Source organism: Sphingobacterium lumbrici (assembly GCF_006476045.1).
Taxonomy (GTDB): Bacteria; Bacteroidota; Bacteroidia; order Sphingobacteriales; family Sphingobacteriaceae; genus Sphingobacterium; species Sphingobacterium lumbrici.
In genome coordinates, this window is record NZ_SRZY01000011.1 from 70,923 (window position 1) to 87,053 (window position 16,131).

A 16,131-nucleotide genomic window follows, 5' to 3' on the forward strand; every position below is an offset into this window, starting at 1 on the left:
ATGAAACAGATGTCCGAAATATATAAAAATAGCTCAAAGAGCTTAAAAAGTAGTAAATTTCAAAAACTAGCTGTTTTAAGCTTTCTCTTTCTTATATCACTTACACTTTTCCGTTGTGCCAACATGCAACGACCTACTGGTGGACCAAAAGATTCTTTACCCCCAAAACTCTTACATGAGTCTCCCACAAACCTTACTACAAATTTTAAGGCATCAGAAATTATACTCACATTCAATGAATTTATAAAAATCAATAACCAATTCAAAGAATTCAGTATCTCGCCGGATTTAGACAAACAGCCTGAATATAAGATTCGTAAAAGAAATCTTCACATTAAACTACCTGATACACTTGAGAATAATACTACCTATACTATCAACTTTGGGAAAGGGCTAGTAGATTATAATGAGGGTAATCCAATTATCAACTACACCTATGTATTCGCTACCGGACCTGAATTAGATTCCCTAACCATATCCGGATCAGTTAGAAATGCATATACAAAGGTATTTAATGAAAAAATAGATAAAGATGTTCGCGTCCTTCTAATTCCTACTCGACAAGATTCAATCTTCGGTAAGAAGAAAGCTTCAATATATACTAATGTAGATACCAACGGAAACTTTACCTTCAGAAATCTGAGAGAAGATACCTATCGCATTTATGCACTACAGGAACAGAATAATGATAGAATATATAACAGTCCTGATGAAGCAATCGGATTTCTAAAAGACAGCATCGTATTGACAACCGATATTTCGGATATCCACTTAGAATATTCAAAAGGAAAACCGAAATCACACCGAACACTAGAAAAGAAAATAGAAAAAGACGGACGAATACTACTAACTTTCAACCAACAATTAAATGATCCCGACCTTAAAATAATTGATCCTAATATATATGATAATAAAAAAATTGTCAATTACTCAAATTATAACGATTCCGCATTTATCTATTTAGAAAAACTGGATTTCGATTCGGTAAAACTACAACTATCTGATAATAACATTATTATTGATACCATTCTAATTCGTAGAGGAAAAAATGATAAATACGAACGATTCATTACACCTTTGTTAAACATATCAAATAAAGTAGATAAAATAACCCATATTACTCTCACAAGTAAATATCCCATAGCTTCTGTAGATAAAAACAAAATACAACTGTTAGAAGATTCGGTGTCCAGAAGAAATTTCCAATTACAACAAGATAGCTTAAATAGTAATTTATACCACATCAGATTCAATTGGAGAGCGAATAAAAATTACGAATTGGTATTAGAGGAAAAGGCTATGTTAGGTCCTTTTGATGATTTCAATAAAGAGGTTAAAACAAAATTTACACTTGATGAATCCGATAATTATGGAGATATTACCTTTCAAATAAGTGGTTTGGATACGTCTTCCAACTATATCGTTGAGCTAATAGATGAATCAAAAACAAAAGTATTTAATAAACGAATTATCAAAAATCAATCGACCTTAACGTATACTAAATTTCCGGGAGGAAAATACTCTATCAGAATCATACAGGATATCAACAAAAATAATAGATGGGATGGTGCCAATGTGTATACATTAGAGCAAGCAGAACCCATTTGGTACCTGAACAAAACTTTTACCATTCGTGCAAACTGGGAACAAAATGAAAAGATTACAGTAAAATTCGAATAGTAATACAGTTTTAATCAGAAAACCAAGAGCTATATAATACGTAATTATGTGGTAGCTTCTTTAACAAATTAAGCTGATCATCCGTTAACGGCTTAATTTTCTTAGCAGGAACTCCTGCATATAGATAGCCCGATTCACATATTACGTCTTCTAACACAACAGACCCCGCAGCTATAATTACATTTGATTCAATAATAGTTCTATCCATTACAATAGCTCCCATTCCTATTAAGGTATAATCATGGATCGTACAACCGTGAATGATAGCATTGTGGCCTATATTAACATAGTTACCAATATCTGTTCCATTCCGTTCATAAGTACCATGAATAGTCACGTTATCCTGAATATTAGAATAGTCACCTATTTTAATATAGTTAACATCTCCCCTAACTACAGCGTTAAACCAAACAGAACAATGCTGACCAATAGTTACGTCTCCAACAATGGTACAATTAGGAGCTATAAAGCTGTTCTCTCCAATGAATGGAAAATGTTCCTTAACCGGTAATATAATCGCCATATCTTATAAAATAGTATCTTCTAACACATCTGCATGATCCGGATAGTCTGTCGTGTAATGTAATCCCCTACTTTCTTTCCTCTTCATAGCAGATTTAACAACTAAATATGCTACCTGAATAACATTTCTCAGCTCACAAAGTTTAACAGAAAGCTTTGTCTTCTTATAAAAAGATTCCGTTTCCTCATGCAAAAGCCCTAATCTACTCATCGCACGTTCTAAACGAAAATCAGATCGTACTATTCCTACATAATCACTCATAAATTTTTGTGTTTCACGTAGATTATGTGTCACCAATATATCTTCATTCGAAAGCCGCGTATTCGAATCATCCCAATCGGGAACATTATCTTGAAAATCTAAGGTCGAAAATCGAGCACTTGCATCTAAAAAAATCCGATGTGCATACACCGCTGCTTCTAGTAATGAATTAGAAGCCAAGCGATTGGAGCCGTGCAATCCCGTAGAAGAGCACTCTCCACAGGCGTACAGATTCTGAATTGATGTAGCACCAAATTCATCAACCAATATCCCGCCACATAAGTAATGCGCCGCTGGCGTAACTGGTATAAAATCAGTAGTCATATCTAACCCTATAGAAAGACATTTCTCATAAATATTGGGAAAATGAGAAAGTAAATCGGATTTGCTTCGATGAGTAATATCCAAATACACATAATCTAATCCCGATTTTTTCATTTCCGAATCGATAGCTCGTGCTACAATATCCCGTGGTGCTAACGAACCTCGCTCATCGTATTCTTCCATAAAAGAATCTCCATTCGTCCTTCTTAAAATACCGCCGAAACCTCTCACTGCTTCAGAAATAAGGAAAGCAGGATACTCGCTTGGATTATATAACGAAGTAGGATGAAACTGGATAAACTCCATATTTCTAACCTTGCCCTTAGCCCTGTACACCATAGCTATTCCATCGCCTGTGGCAATTGTAGGATTAGTCGTACTTGCGTATACATGTCCGGCACCTCCTGTTGCCATTAATGTTATCTTTGCAAGAAACTTTTCAACACGATTCGATCTGGTATTAAAAGCATATATACCATAGCAATTAATATCTTCGGACTTTTTATCCACGTGTTCCCCAAGATGGTGCTGCGTAATCAAATCTACCGCAAAATAATGGGTAAGTATTTCTATATTCTCATTCTCATGCACCTGACTTAACAGCGCACGTTCTATTTCATATCCAGTGATATCCTTATAATGTAAAATACGATGTTCAGAATGCCCACCTTCTTTGGCTAAATCATACTCACCGGAAGCCTCCTTATCAAAAGAAGTTCCATAAGCGATAAGCTCCTCTATTCGTGCCGGCCCTTCTTTAATAACATTTTCCACAACTTGTGGATTACATAATCCATCACCTGCAGTATGCGTATCCTGAATATGCTTTTCAAAGCTATCTGTCTGATCTATAACTACTGCTACTCCACCTTGTGCATATTTTGTGTTAGATTCATCTTCACTAGCCTTGGTGACAATCAACACTTTTCCCAACTTAGCGGCTTTCAACGCAAAACTTAAACCAGCTATACCTGAACCAACTATTAAAAAATCAACCTTTCTGAAAGACATACCGTTTCTTATATATATCCATTATTGTATAAGACAACAAATTAACAAAATATGTGGAAAACGTGTAGACAAATAGTGAATTAAATTTGAAAACTATTTATTAGTCCACAATTCACACAAACTTCACACATATATTAAGTAACTATTACCTCAACTTAAAGATAATATTAACAAATTTAAAACTTCAAAAACTTCACATAAAAATATGGAAAATAAAAAAGCATAAATATTACATAATTGATAATCAGTACTAAATAGAATTGAAAATGTGAATAACATGTTAATAAAAACAAGTTATCTATATAAAAAAATAAATATGATCTAAATTCTCCCCATTTTCCACATGCTAATAAACAATAAGATTCTTCTTTATAAAAAGAATTATTATTTATTGAAAAAAAGGAATGTGGATTTCGTTTGAATTTCTTTGTTTACTTTTGTGAAGTTGATTAATCAAAATAATTAACGACAATTTAGAGAAGAGATAATGAATACGACTTTTGAAAGAGATTTAGAAGCAAAAGGATTTATAGATTTGGATGTAGACCCAACGATTGATCTGGTTTCTGAAATCGCCAAACTGAAGAAAGAAAAGAATGCTGTTATTTTAGCTCATTACTATCAGGAATCTGAAATTCAGGATATAGCAGATTATATCGGGGATAGCTTAGGTCTCTCACAACAGGCCGCTAAAACGGATGCTGATGTAATTGTTTTTGCCGGTGTACATTTTATGGCAGAAACGGCTAAAATTCTTTCTCCGACAAAAAAGGTTTTATTACCAGATTTGAAAGCAGGATGCTCTTTATCAGATAGTTGTCCACCACACCTGTTTGCTAAGTTTAAGGAACAATATCCTGACCATTTGGTCATCACCTATGTAAATTGTACGGCAGAACTAAAGGCTTTATCAGATATAGTGTGTACTTCGAGTAATGCAGTACAAATTGTAGAAAGTCTACCTATAGATCAAAAAATTATTTTCGGGCCGGATCGGAATTTAGGCGCTTATGTCAAAAAGAAAACCGGACGCGACCTCGTATTGTGGAATGGAGCTTGTATGGTACATGAGATTTTTTCTCAAGACAAGATAGATGCTTTGCGAGAAGCTTATCCCGAAGCAAAATTTATTGCACATCCAGAATGTGAAGATCATATTTTGGCTAAAGCGGATTATATTGGATCTACTTCCGGAATGTTGAAATTTACAATTGAAGATCCCAGTCAAACATATATTGTGGCAACGGAATCGGGAATTTTACATCAGATGCAAAAGGCCAGTCCAACTAAAACGTTTATTCCAGCGCCTCCCAATAACCTATGCGCATGCAATGATTGTCCGTATATGAAGTTAAATACATTGGAAAAATTATATAACTGTTTGTATTACGAGCAACCTGAAATTAACTTAGCAGAAGATGTTATTCTTAGGGCTCAGAAACCCATTGAACGTATGCTGGATATTTCGGCGCAATTGGGATTGTAGCTTTATGTCAGATATTAGTATTTAGACATTAGATCTTTTTTACTTTTAATCTTTGACTTTTATTTTTTTAACTTAATACTTTTGAATTAGATAATGTTTGATAATAAAGATAGGACAGATATTAATGAGTTAGGCGAATTTGGTCTAATAAAATATTTGACAGAAGCTGTGGAAATTACGGAATCTTCAACCGTAAAAGGAATAGGTGATGACGCTGCTGTATTGGATTTTAGCAACAAGAAGACCTTAATTTCTACGGATTTATTGTTGGAAGGTATACATTTTGATTTGCGCTACGTTCCACTCAAACATTTGGGTTATAAAGCTGTTCAGGTTAATTTAAGTGATATTTATGCGATGAATGGCTTGGCTTCGCAGATTACTTTTTCAATAGGTCTTTCTTCCAAGTTCCCCTTAGAGGCTGTTGAAGAAATATATGAAGGTGCATTGATTGCCTGTAAAAAATACAATGTCGATTTAGTAGGTGGTGACACCTCGGCTTCGGCACAAGGCCTTGTGATTTCGGTAACAAGTATCGGGTATGCAGATACGGATAAAATTGCTTATCGCTCGGGTGCGAAGGAAGGTGATTTACTATGTGTTTCGGGAGACTTAGGTGGGGCTTATGTAGGACTACAATTATTGGAACGCGAAAAGAATATTTTTCTTGAAAATCCTGAAATTCAACCGGATTTAGAAGGTAAAGATTATATCATTGAAAGGCAATTGAAACCAGAAGCCAGAAAAGATGTTGTTCAATTATTTGAGGCATATAGTATACAGCCTAATGCGATGATTGACGTTTCTGACGGTTTAGCATCTGAAATATTACATATCTGTAACGCTTCTAAAGTGGGGTGTAAGCTTTATGAAGAGAAAATACCGTTAGATCCAATGACCTACGAGACTGCTCGTGAATTTGGCTTAGATCCGACCGTGTGTGCATTGAGTGGTGGTGAAGATTATGAGTTGCTGTTTACTGTTCCACAGGATCAATACGATAAGATTAAAAATCAACTTGATATTTCTATTATTGGTTATATCACGGAGGAGCATGCCGGATGTGAAATGATTTCAAAATCAGGACATGTACACCCGATTACAGCCCAGGGCTGGAATGCTTTTAGAAGTAAAAATTCGTAATTTAAAAAAAATATAAAATCATGAAAAAATTAGTATTCTTTTTATTCCTTGCATTAGTTTTAGTAGCCTGTAAATCTAAAGAAGGAAAAATTTTCGCTTTTGTTGAGGAATTTAATAACTCAGAGATTAATAATCCCCTGGTGAAGCTATCTAAAGCATATTACATCAATAAAAAGGAAGCTAATATCGACTTTATTTTAAATGCTACAGATTCAACCATAACGAATGATATTTTAAAAACTTCTTTTCCAAAAATTCTAGATCAGGTCGTCAGTACACATCCAGAGTTGAATAACTTAGTAAAAGATGATGTGATTTTTAACTTAAGAATATATAATCAGTTTGGTACGAAGGTAATAGAATCACCATTGAATAAAGATAATATTAAACATTTTAATGTATTTTGATATTGAATGTAAAGTAGTGAAGTCGGATAGGCGTAACAAATAACAATTATGTCTGTATTACACCTACATTATACCTTTCTGCAACAGGATTATAATTAGCTGCTTCAATACCCATGGATATAATTTTACGGGTATCTTTAGGATCAATAACACCATCTACCCATAAGCGGGCAGCTGCATAATAGGGACTCAGTTGTTCATTGTATTTGGTTTCAATATCGTTTAGTAATTTATTTTTATCCTGTTCTGTAAGTTCCACACCTTTAGATTTTAAAGTTGCCTCCTGTATTTGAAGTAAAGTTTTTCCTGCTGATGCGCCACTCATAACCGCCATTTGTGCTGTGGGCCAGGCATAGATTAATCTTGGATCAAATGCTTTTCCGCACATAGCATAATTACCTGCACCATAACTATTTCCAACTATAAACGTGAATTTTGGTACTACTGAATTGGCCATTGCATTTACCATTTTCGCTCCGTCTTTAATTATTCCATTGTGTTCCGAACGGCTTCCGACCATAAAGCCCGTTACATCCTGAAAAAATACCAATGGAATTTTCTGCTGATTACAGTTCATAATAAATCGAGCAGCTTTATTTGCAGAATCTGAATAGATGACTCCTCCCATCTGCATTTCTGTTGCGTTGCCTGTCTTTTTTGCTTTTACAATTTCCCGCTGATTTGCTACAATTCCGACTGCCCAGCCGTCTACACGGGCTAATGCACATATAATCGTTTTGCCGTAATCTTTTTTATATTCTTCTAATGAATCTTTATCTACGATCGCATCCAGTATATCAATCATATTATAAGGTTTGAGCCGATCTTCTGGTAATTGTTGATAAATATGTTGAAAAGGAAAGGCAGGGGCTTTAGGTTCGATACGTGAAAAACCAGCGTAGGGATTATTTCCAAATTTATCGATAATGTGCCGAATGGCATCCAAACAACTTTCATCATTTGGGTATTTGTTATCTGTAACACCCGATATTTCGGAATGTGTACTAGCTCCTCCTAAAGTTTCATTATCAATAATTTCACCTATTGATGATCGTACAAGATATGATCCAGCTAGAAAAACAGATCCTGTCCCCTCCACTATCATCGCGTAATCGGACATTATCGGTAGGTAGGCTCCTCCAGCTACACAGGATCCCATTATTGCTGAAATTTGTGGGATTCCCATTGCCGAAATTTTAGCGTTGTTCCTGAATATGCGACCAAAATGTTCTTTATCCGGGAAGATTTCATCTTGCATGGGTAAATATACACCGGCAGAATCGACCAGATAGATAATTGGAAGACGATTTTCCATAGCAATTTCTTGCGCTCTGAGATTCTTTTTGCATGAAATTGGAAACCATGCTCCAGCCTTTACGGTAGCATCATTTGATACAATGACGCATAATTTATTTTTTATATAACCCAATATAACTATAACACCACCATTCGGACATCCCCCATCCTCTTTATACATTCCATCTCCGGCAAAAATTCCAATTTCGGTATATGGTTTATTCTCGTCCAAAAGGTAAATAATCCGTTCCCAGGCAGTTAATTTTCCTTTTTCTCTATGTTTTTGTATTTTATATATACCGCCACCTAATTGAAGTTTTTCTGTTTTTTCTTTTAGTAATGTCAATAGTTTGTCCATACAGTTATATTAAAAAAATGTTAATTTTAAATAGTTGAAAGAATATATATTTATAAATATCATAAAATATTATTTGTTTTTTATAATATTTGTAAATATATATTTTAACCCTATATAAACTTAAGCAATATTTCATTATGTACGAATTGAAAAATACAGAACAAATGGCTTTAGTACGAGAAAGTGCTCGTCAATTTGCGCAAACTCATATTAAACCTTATATCATGGAATGGGACGAAAGCCAATATTTTCCTGTTGAACTATTTAAGAAAATGGGTGAGTATGGTTTTATGGGTGTTTTAGTTCCGGAGAAATACAATGGTACAGGTTTAGGTTATCAAGAATATATCACTATTTTAGATGAAATATCTAAGGTATGTGGTTCGATAGGCTTGTCTGTTGCTGCACATAATTCTTTGTGTACCAATCATATTTTATCATTTTCGAATGAGGAGCAAAAGCAAAAATATCTTCCTAAATTAGCTTCTGCAGAATGGATCGGTGCTTGGGGACTGACAGAAACAGGATCGGGATCGGATGCAGGTGGATTGACGACGACTGCTGTAGTGGATGGAGATTATTTTATTATAAATGGATCGAAGACTTTTATTACACATGCGATTAGTGGTGACGTGGCTGTCGTTATGGTTCGTACGGGAGAAAAGGGTGATAAGCATGGTGTGACAGCTTTTATCATTGAGAAAGGAACACCCGGTTTTACTGCCGGAAAGAAAATTGATAAATTAGGAATGCGGGCATCAGAAACCGCTAGTTTGTTTTTTGATAATTGTAGAGTGCATAAAAGTCAGGTCATTGGGGAGGTGGGTAATGGATTTGTACAGGCTCTAAAATTACTCGACGGAGGAAGGATTTCTATTGCTGCGCTATCATTAGGAATAGCACGAGGCGCTTATGAATGTGCATTAAGATATGCAAATGAGCGTGAACAGTTTAATCAGAAAATATTCGATTTTCAGGATGTAGGATTTACTTTAGCAGATATGGCTACAAAAGTTGAAGCATCTGAACTACTCATCCGTCAGGCAGGATATCTGAAAGATATGGGTAAAAGCGTGACGAAGGAAGGTGCAATGGCAAAATTATTTGCTTCTGAGACTGCTGTAGAAGTCTCAAATCAAAGTGTACAGATCCACGGTGGGTACGGATTTACAAAGGATTTCCCCGCAGAGAAATTTTTTCGGGATGCAAAGTTGTGTACAATTGGTGAGGGTACAAGTGCAATTCAAAAGATGGTTATTTCCAGAGAAATAAAAAAGGATGTTAAGTAAGTTGGATATTCAATTGGTGGACTGTCCGCGAGATGCAATTCAAGGTATAGATCATTTTATTCCTACAGAAAAGAAAGCTAAATATATTAATCAATTAATTGGAAGTAAACTTTTCGATTATATTGATTGCGGAAGTTTTGTTTCACCTAAAGCGGTACCTCAAATGAGAGATACAGGGTTGCTGATTGATAAAATTAAAAAAGATGATTACACGAAACTAATTGCTATTATAGCAAATGAAAGAGGAGCTGAAATAGGGAGTCAATTCGATAAAATTGATTATTTGGGATATCCTTTTTCTATTTCTGAAACGTTTCAACAGCGAAATACCAATTCGTCTATATCGCAAGCCTATGCTAAGGTTGCAGCATGCAAAAATATCGTAGACCGTACAGCATCCCAGCAATTATTGATTTATATTTCTATGGCTTTTGGTAATCCATATAGAGATCGATGGCATCCGGATATCGTGTTGGAATGGGTTGGAAAACTTAAGGACCTAGGTATACGCAGATTTTCAATAGCTGATACCACATCTGAGGCATCTCCTTTAATGATAAAAGAACTTTTAGGAACTTTATTTGTTAATTTTCCGGAATTGGAATTTAGTATTCATTTGCACAGTACGGCTGAATCAGCGCTTTTAAAAGTTAACGCGGCTTATGAAGTGGGATGTAAGACATTTGAAGGAGCAATACTTGGGTACGGGGGATGTCCATTTGCACAGGATGATTTAATAGGTAATGTACCTTCGGAACTGCTTTTAGATAGGTTTGGAAGAGGAAACCCAACGCAAATAACAACATTATTAGCAGGTTTTCAAGATTTAGTTAGGAGTTAGGAGTTAGGAGTTAGGAGTTAGGAGTTAGGAGTTAGGAGTTAGGAGTTAGGAGTTACAGAAAAAATAACGGATAAAGTTACAAGAAGCTATCAAATAATGGAGTATAATTTCATAAGAGTAGAAAAACAGGATTTCAGATTTATTTTGACATTGGCTCGCCCGGAAAAGCGAAATGCGTTTACACCAACAATGGTCAACGAAATAGCGCATGCGTTTGAATTGGCCAATGCTGATGATGCCATTAAAGTGGTAATAATTAAAGCTGAAGGTCCGGTTTTTTGTGCAGGAATGGATCTCAATACATTTGAAAACGAAACACTTGATACTCCTAATCCGTTCATTCCGAATCAGGATGTTTCCTTAGGACAGGTATTTGATAGTCTTCTAAAGCCTTCGGTAGCGATAGTAGAGGGAAATGTTATTGCGGGTGGCTTTCTTATTATTCTTGGTTGCAGTTATGTCTATTGTAAAAAAGAGACACAGTTTAAACTTCCGGAAGTCGCTTTGGGTCTTTTTCCGTTTCAGGTGATGGCAAGTTTACTTAAAGTAATGCCCGAAAAAAAGGTATTACAGCTATGTCTACATACCGAATATTTTGATGTGGAGAAAGCCATAGCCCTTGGTATTGTCGACGGGTTTATAGAAGACAATATCATTGAATCGCTTTTAGCGACCTTTGAAAACAGAAGTAATAAAGCATTAATGGCTGGTATTCAAGCATTGAGACATATACCTACGAAGCAAAGAGAAGAACAATTTGCATACCTCAAAAACTGTTTGGATAATTTGAATAAGCACTAATTTAATTCAACTGCTCTTTTCTCCACTGAAAAATTATTATATCCAATTCCCACTTCAATTTCCAATAGTTTTTGCTGGAGCATCTCAAGTATAGCGAGGAAATTAAAGACAAAATGTACTTTGTTTTCGGAATGCTTTAAAATGTTTTGGAAGTCGAGTTTTTTATTCAGTTCTATTAACTGTGAAATAGCCTTCTTTTGTTGCTCGATAGTATAAGGAAATTTGACGACGGTATGGGTCACAGGAAGTACGCGGTGTGTAAAATGATGCATCATTTTTTCATAAACCATCATCAACTTATATAAGTCAAAGGAGGAAAGTTCTTCTTCCGTGATTTGACGTTTCGTATTCTTTAAATCATAGGTAATATTACCTCGAAAATGTAGCTTTGATCTTCTATTCTCAGCCTCTTTGAGGTGTTCACATACTTCTTTGAACTGCTTGTAGAGAATCAGTTTTTGAACGAGCTGTTCTTTCAGGTCGATCTCGTTTTCATTTTCATCAAGATCCGGTCTTGGAAGTAGCATTTTGGCTTTAATACGCATTAACGTAGAAGCTACAAAAATGAATTCACTGGCTAGTTCAATATTCAACGATTGCATCTTTTGGATATAATCCAAAAAGTCGTCTGTGATCCTGGAAATAGGAATATCGTGTATATTCAATTCATCACGCTCAATAAAGAACAATAATAAATCAAAAGGACCTTCGAACTGTGCTAATTTGATTTCGTAACTAATAGCTTCCATAAACGCTGCTAAACTTGATTTTTTTTACAAACTTAGATAAATTTATATACAATTAATTACTTGCTTCATAGCGGAAATATTATTTTTAGCTGTAGACGGATTATATAGGGAAATAGGGTTGACTAAACATTTATTTGTTTATATTGTTCTACTATTTATAGAATTAATTGTTACTTTGTATCTTATTTTGAAATTTTTCAAGTTATGCAAGTAGAGGCAGGAGCACTCTTACAGAATATAATCTATCCATCTGATTTACGAGAACTTAAGGAATCTGATTTAGAGGAAGTTTGTAAAGAGCTGAGGCAATATATAATTGACATCGTATCTGTTAACGGAGGACATTTCGCTGCTAGTTTAGGGGTGGTTGAGTTAACTGTCGCGTTACATTATGTTTTAAATACCCCTTATGATCAGATTATATTTGATGTAGGTCATCAAGCTTATGGGCATAAAATATTAACAGGTCGGCGCGAAATGTTTCATACCAATAGAATACTAGGGGGTCTTTCGGGATTTCCTAAACGTAGTGAAAGCGAATATGATTCATTTGGTGTAGGACATTCGTCGACGTCGATTTCGGCAGCTTTAGGTATGGCCGTAGCTTCAGAATATAAAGGAGAGAAAGACAGACAACATGTCGCTGTTATAGGCGATGGTGCTTTGACCGGGGGGATGGCTTTTGAAGCGCTAAATCATGCGGGCATAGAAAAATCAAATTTATTGGTTATCCTGAATGATAATTGCATGTCAATTGACCCGAATGTGGGTGCATTAAAGGAATATTTAACCAGTATCACGACGTCAAAAAGCTACAATAGATTTCGTGACGATCTGATTTCGGTATTAGCTAAAATTTCAAAAAATGGTCCTGATGCATACGGATGGGCTAAAAAATTGGAACAAAGTATAAAAGGAACATTATTAAAGAATGCAAACCTATTCGAATCGCTGAACTTTAGATATTTTGGTCCGGTAGATGGGCATGATATCAACAAGTTGGTAAAAACGATAGAAGATCTAAAACATATTCCGGGACCAAAATTATTACACGCAGTTACGGTCAAAGGAAAGGGATATGCATTGGCTGAAAAGGATCAAACGAAATGGCACGCCCCTGGTTTGTTTGATAAAATTACAGGAGAAATTAAGAAATCTTCGTTGGATCAACCTAAGCCACCAAAATATCAAGATGTTTTTGGATACACATTAGTGGAATTGGCAGAAGTGAATCCAAAAATTATGGGTGTGACACCGGCTATGCCTTCTGGTTCGTCTATGAATATTATGATGAAGGAAATGCCTACCCGTGCTTTTGATGTAGGTATAGCAGAACAACATGCTGTTACCTTTAGTGCCGGTATAGCCGCACAAGGGTTAGTTCCTTTCTGTAATATTTATTCATCGTTTATGCAGCGAGCCTACGATCAGGTAATACATGATGTAGCGTTGCAGAAGCTGAATGTTGTATTTTGTCTCGATCGCGCAGGTTTGGTAGGTGCCGATGGCCCTACGCATCACGGGGCATACGATATTGCCTATATGCGTTGCGTTCCGAATTTGATCGTGTCATCGCCAATGAATGAAGAAGAGTTGCGTAATCTGATGTATACATCACAATTGGAAGATAAAGGACCTTTTGTAATTCGGTATCCAAGAGGTAATGGTGTAATGGTAGATTGGAAACGACCTTTTAAAGAAATTAAGATTGGTAAGGGACGTAAGCTTGTAGACGGAGAGGAAGTTGCTATTCTAACTTTCGGTCACATAGGTAATGAAGCCACGAAAGCATTATCGGTTTTAAATACAGAAGGGATTCATCCTGCTCACTACGATTTACGGTTTGCTAAACCATTAGACGAGGAGTTATTGCATGAGGTATTTCAAAAATTCGGTAAGGTGATAATTGTAGAGGACGGTTGTTTACCTGGTGGAATTGGATCAGCTGTAATAGAATTTATGACAGATCATAATTATCAGGTACAAGTGAGGCGTTTGGGAATTCCAGACAGTATTGTAGAGCATGGTGAACAGTCTGAACTTTGGGCTATTTGCTATTACGACGCAAAAGCTATTATTGAAGAATGTCGAAAAATGGCAAAAGCAATGCCTACGGATGCTATGGTAAGTTAGTTGTTGTTTGTCAACAAAAAAATAATTGAGCCACAAGTATTTGTGGCTTATTTTTTGTGGTAAAATCTACTAAATTTTTATAGTTATAGTTTTCCACAATTTTTATAGTTAACTTCGGTTCAAACTCAAAATTTGATTAAAATTTTGCTAAATTTTTGGTTGTGGAAAAGTATAAGTTGGCAGGTATTAATTTGCTAAAAACAACCATAAAATCACTTTAACTATTTATTATATAAACAGTTATGTTTTTTTTGACTTTTTAATTTTTTAGCTGAAAAATTTTTATCATCTTCGTTGTAAGGAAAAGTTATAAACACTTTTTATATCATTAATTGGTTATCAAGTTATTAACAATTTAGGAATGGAAAAAACGTATACAGGTGTTTGGAATAGCTGTCTTCAGGTTATAAAAGACAATATCCCTGCACAAAGTTTCAAGACATGGTTCGAGCCTGTAAAAGCTGTTCGTTTGGAAGGAAACGTTTTAACTATTCAAGTCCCGAGTTTATTTTTTTACGAATGGTTAGAAGAACACTACGTAGGTATTCTTCGTAAGACTGTTAAAAAGTTTTTAGGTGAGCAAGGTCGCTTAGAATACAACATCGTAATTGAAAAGTCTTCCACTAATATACCTTATACGACTAATCTTCCTTCAACTGGAAATGGTGCGGAAGCAAAGAAGCAATCAATCCCGGTTCCGGTAGCACTTAATAAGAATATCAAAAATCCTTTTGTTATTCCTGGGTTAAAAAAATTGCAAGTAGATCCACAGTTAAATCAAAATTATACGTTCGATAATTTTATTGAGGGCGAATGTAATCGTCTTGCTCGCTCAGCCGGATATGCTGTTGCCAATAAACCAGGAGGTACTTCTTTTAATCCGTTAATGATTTACGGAGATGTGGGATTGGGAAAAACGCACTTAGCTCAAGCTATTGGAAATGAGATTAAGAAAAATCTTTCGGATAAGCTTGTCATTTATGTTTCTTGTGAAAAATTCTGTCAGCAGTTTGTAGATTCATTGAAAAATAATACGATCAATGACTTCGTTAACTTCTATCAAGCGATGGATGTAATTATAATGGATGATGTTCACAATTTTGCAGGAAAAGAAAAAACACAAGATATATTCTTCCATATTTTTAACCATTTACATCAATCAGGTAAGCAAATTATTCTGACTTCAGATAAGGCACCCAAAGATTTGTCCGGTTTAGAAGAAAGATTACTAAGTCGTTTTAAATGGGGATTGTCGGCAGATATTCAGATTCCGGATTTGGAGACGAGAATGGCTATCTTGAAAAAGAAAATGTATTCCGATGGTATTGAATTGCCGGATAGTGTCGTAGAATATGTCGCTACACAGATTGATAATAGTGTTCGAGAGTTAGAAGGTGCTATGGTGTCTTTATTGGCTCAGTCAACATTGAATAAAAAAGAAATTGATTTGAACTTAGCAAAGTCAATGTTGAAGAATTTTGTTAAGAATACGAACAAAGAAATTTCGATGGAATATATTCAAAAATTAGTCTGTGAATATTTTGAAGTCCCTGTTGAAATGGTCAAATCAAAGGTTCGTAAACGTGAGATCGTACAGGCTCGTCAAATTTCTATGTATCTGGCTAAAAATCATACAAAATCATCATTGAAATCAATTGGTAACTTCTTTGGAGGCAGAGACCATTCAACGGTTATTTATGCCTGTCAAACAGTAGAAGATTTAATTGAAACAGATAAAAAGTTTAAAACTTACGTGCAGGATATCCAAAAGAAGCTGAAAGCATCATAGGCTATAATGTTCACAAAAAAAGCGATTCATGAAAATGAAT

Annotated in this window: 13 protein-coding genes; 9 read left to right on the top strand and 4 right to left on the bottom strand. The window is 35.2% G+C overall.

Going from position 1 to position 16,131, the window contains the following annotated elements; all coding sequences use genetic code 11:
• The first annotated feature begins 9 nt into the window (after nt 1-9).
• Entirely contained in the window at nt 10-1,680 is a 1,671-nt protein-coding gene (locus E4F24_RS02300) for an Ig-like domain-containing protein (RefSeq protein ID WP_235891137.1), read from the top strand.
• A 10-nt stretch (nt 1,681-1,690) separates the two neighbouring features.
• On the opposite strand, the gene E4F24_RS02305 is transcribed toward E4F24_RS02300, so the two are convergent.
• Together E4F24_RS02305 and nadB are read right to left on the bottom strand one after the other, a co-directional pair.
• Nucleotides 1,691-2,203, bottom strand: coding sequence for a gamma carbonic anhydrase family protein (locus E4F24_RS02305; protein WP_140936983.1), 513 nt, complete (start codon nt 2,201-2,203; stop codon nt 1,691-1,693).
• 3 nt (nt 2,204-2,206) lie between these two features.
• Nucleotides 2,207-3,799 carry an L-aspartate oxidase gene (nadB, locus tag E4F24_RS02310; RefSeq protein WP_140936984.1) on the bottom strand — a complete coding sequence of 531 codons (1,593 nt, stop codon included), beginning with the start codon at nt 3,797-3,799 and terminating at the stop codon, nt 2,207-2,209.
• A 487-nt stretch (nt 3,800-4,286) separates the two neighbouring features.
• Between nadB and nadA the strand changes: the two genes are divergently transcribed.
• The 3 genes from nadA to E4F24_RS02325 all read left to right on the top strand — a co-directional run bounded on the left by nadA (nt 4,287) and on the right by E4F24_RS02325 (nt 6,835).
• A complete protein-coding gene (gene nadA, locus E4F24_RS02315; RefSeq protein WP_140936985.1) occupies nt 4,287-5,285 on the top strand; it encodes a quinolinate synthase NadA in 999 nt (332 codons plus the stop codon).
• A gap of 93 nt (nt 5,286-5,378) precedes the next feature.
• Nucleotides 5,379-6,428 (top strand): thiamine-phosphate kinase, encoded by a 1,050-nt coding sequence (gene thiL / locus E4F24_RS02320; RefSeq protein ID WP_140936986.1) that lies wholly within the window; start codon nt 5,379-5,381, stop codon nt 6,426-6,428.
• 20 nt (nt 6,429-6,448) lie between these two features.
• Nucleotides 6,449-6,835, top strand: coding sequence for a hypothetical protein (locus tag E4F24_RS02325; RefSeq protein WP_140936987.1), 387 nt, complete (start codon nt 6,449-6,451; stop codon nt 6,833-6,835).
• Between the two features lie 46 nt (nt 6,836-6,881).
• Here the strand turns inward: E4F24_RS02325 and E4F24_RS02330 are convergent, their stop codons facing one another.
• A complete protein-coding gene (locus tag E4F24_RS02330) occupies nt 6,882-8,489 on the bottom strand; it encodes an acyl-CoA carboxylase subunit beta (RefSeq protein ID WP_140936988.1) in 1,608 nt (535 codons plus the stop codon).
• A 164-nt stretch (nt 8,490-8,653) separates the two neighbouring features.
• On the opposite strand from E4F24_RS02330, the gene E4F24_RS02335 reads away from it, so the two are divergent.
• The 3 genes from E4F24_RS02335 to E4F24_RS02345 all read left to right on the top strand — a co-directional run bounded on the left by E4F24_RS02335 (nt 8,654) and on the right by E4F24_RS02345 (nt 11,420).
• Entirely contained in the window at nt 8,654-9,778 is a 1,125-nt protein-coding gene (locus tag E4F24_RS02335; protein ID WP_394344447.1) for an acyl-CoA dehydrogenase family protein, read from the top strand.
• The gene (locus tag E4F24_RS02340) at nt 9,768-10,619 is read left to right on the top strand and encodes a beta/alpha barrel domain-containing protein (RefSeq protein ID WP_140936990.1); all 852 of its coding nucleotides are present in this window, start codon (nt 9,768-9,770) and stop codon (nt 10,617-10,619) included. The genes E4F24_RS02335 and E4F24_RS02340 overlap by 11 nt, the downstream gene beginning before the upstream one ends.
• 96 nt (nt 10,620-10,715) lie before the next feature.
• Nucleotides 10,716-11,420: an enoyl-CoA hydratase/isomerase family protein gene (locus E4F24_RS02345; RefSeq protein WP_140936991.1), complete on the top strand. Its 705-nt coding sequence runs from the start codon at nt 10,716-10,718 to the stop codon at nt 11,418-11,420.
• Here E4F24_RS02345 and E4F24_RS02350 read toward each other — a convergent pair.
• Nucleotides 11,417-12,169 carry a segregation and condensation protein A gene (locus E4F24_RS02350; RefSeq protein ID WP_140936992.1) on the bottom strand — a complete coding sequence of 251 codons (753 nt, stop codon included), beginning with the start codon at nt 12,167-12,169 and terminating at the stop codon, nt 11,417-11,419. The genes E4F24_RS02345 and E4F24_RS02350 overlap by 4 nt on opposite strands.
• 204 nt (nt 12,170-12,373) lie before the next feature.
• On the opposite strand from E4F24_RS02350, the gene dxs reads away from it, so the two are divergent.
• Nucleotides 12,374-14,302: a 1-deoxy-D-xylulose-5-phosphate synthase gene (gene dxs, locus E4F24_RS02355; RefSeq protein WP_140936993.1), complete on the top strand. Its 1,929-nt coding sequence runs from the start codon at nt 12,374-12,376 to the stop codon at nt 14,300-14,302.
• 361 nt (nt 14,303-14,663) lie between these two features.
• Nucleotides 14,664-16,091 carry a chromosomal replication initiator protein DnaA gene (dnaA, locus tag E4F24_RS02360; protein WP_140936994.1) on the top strand — a complete coding sequence of 476 codons (1,428 nt, stop codon included), beginning with the start codon at nt 14,664-14,666 and terminating at the stop codon, nt 16,089-16,091.
• Nucleotides 16,092-16,131 lie beyond the last annotated feature (40 nt).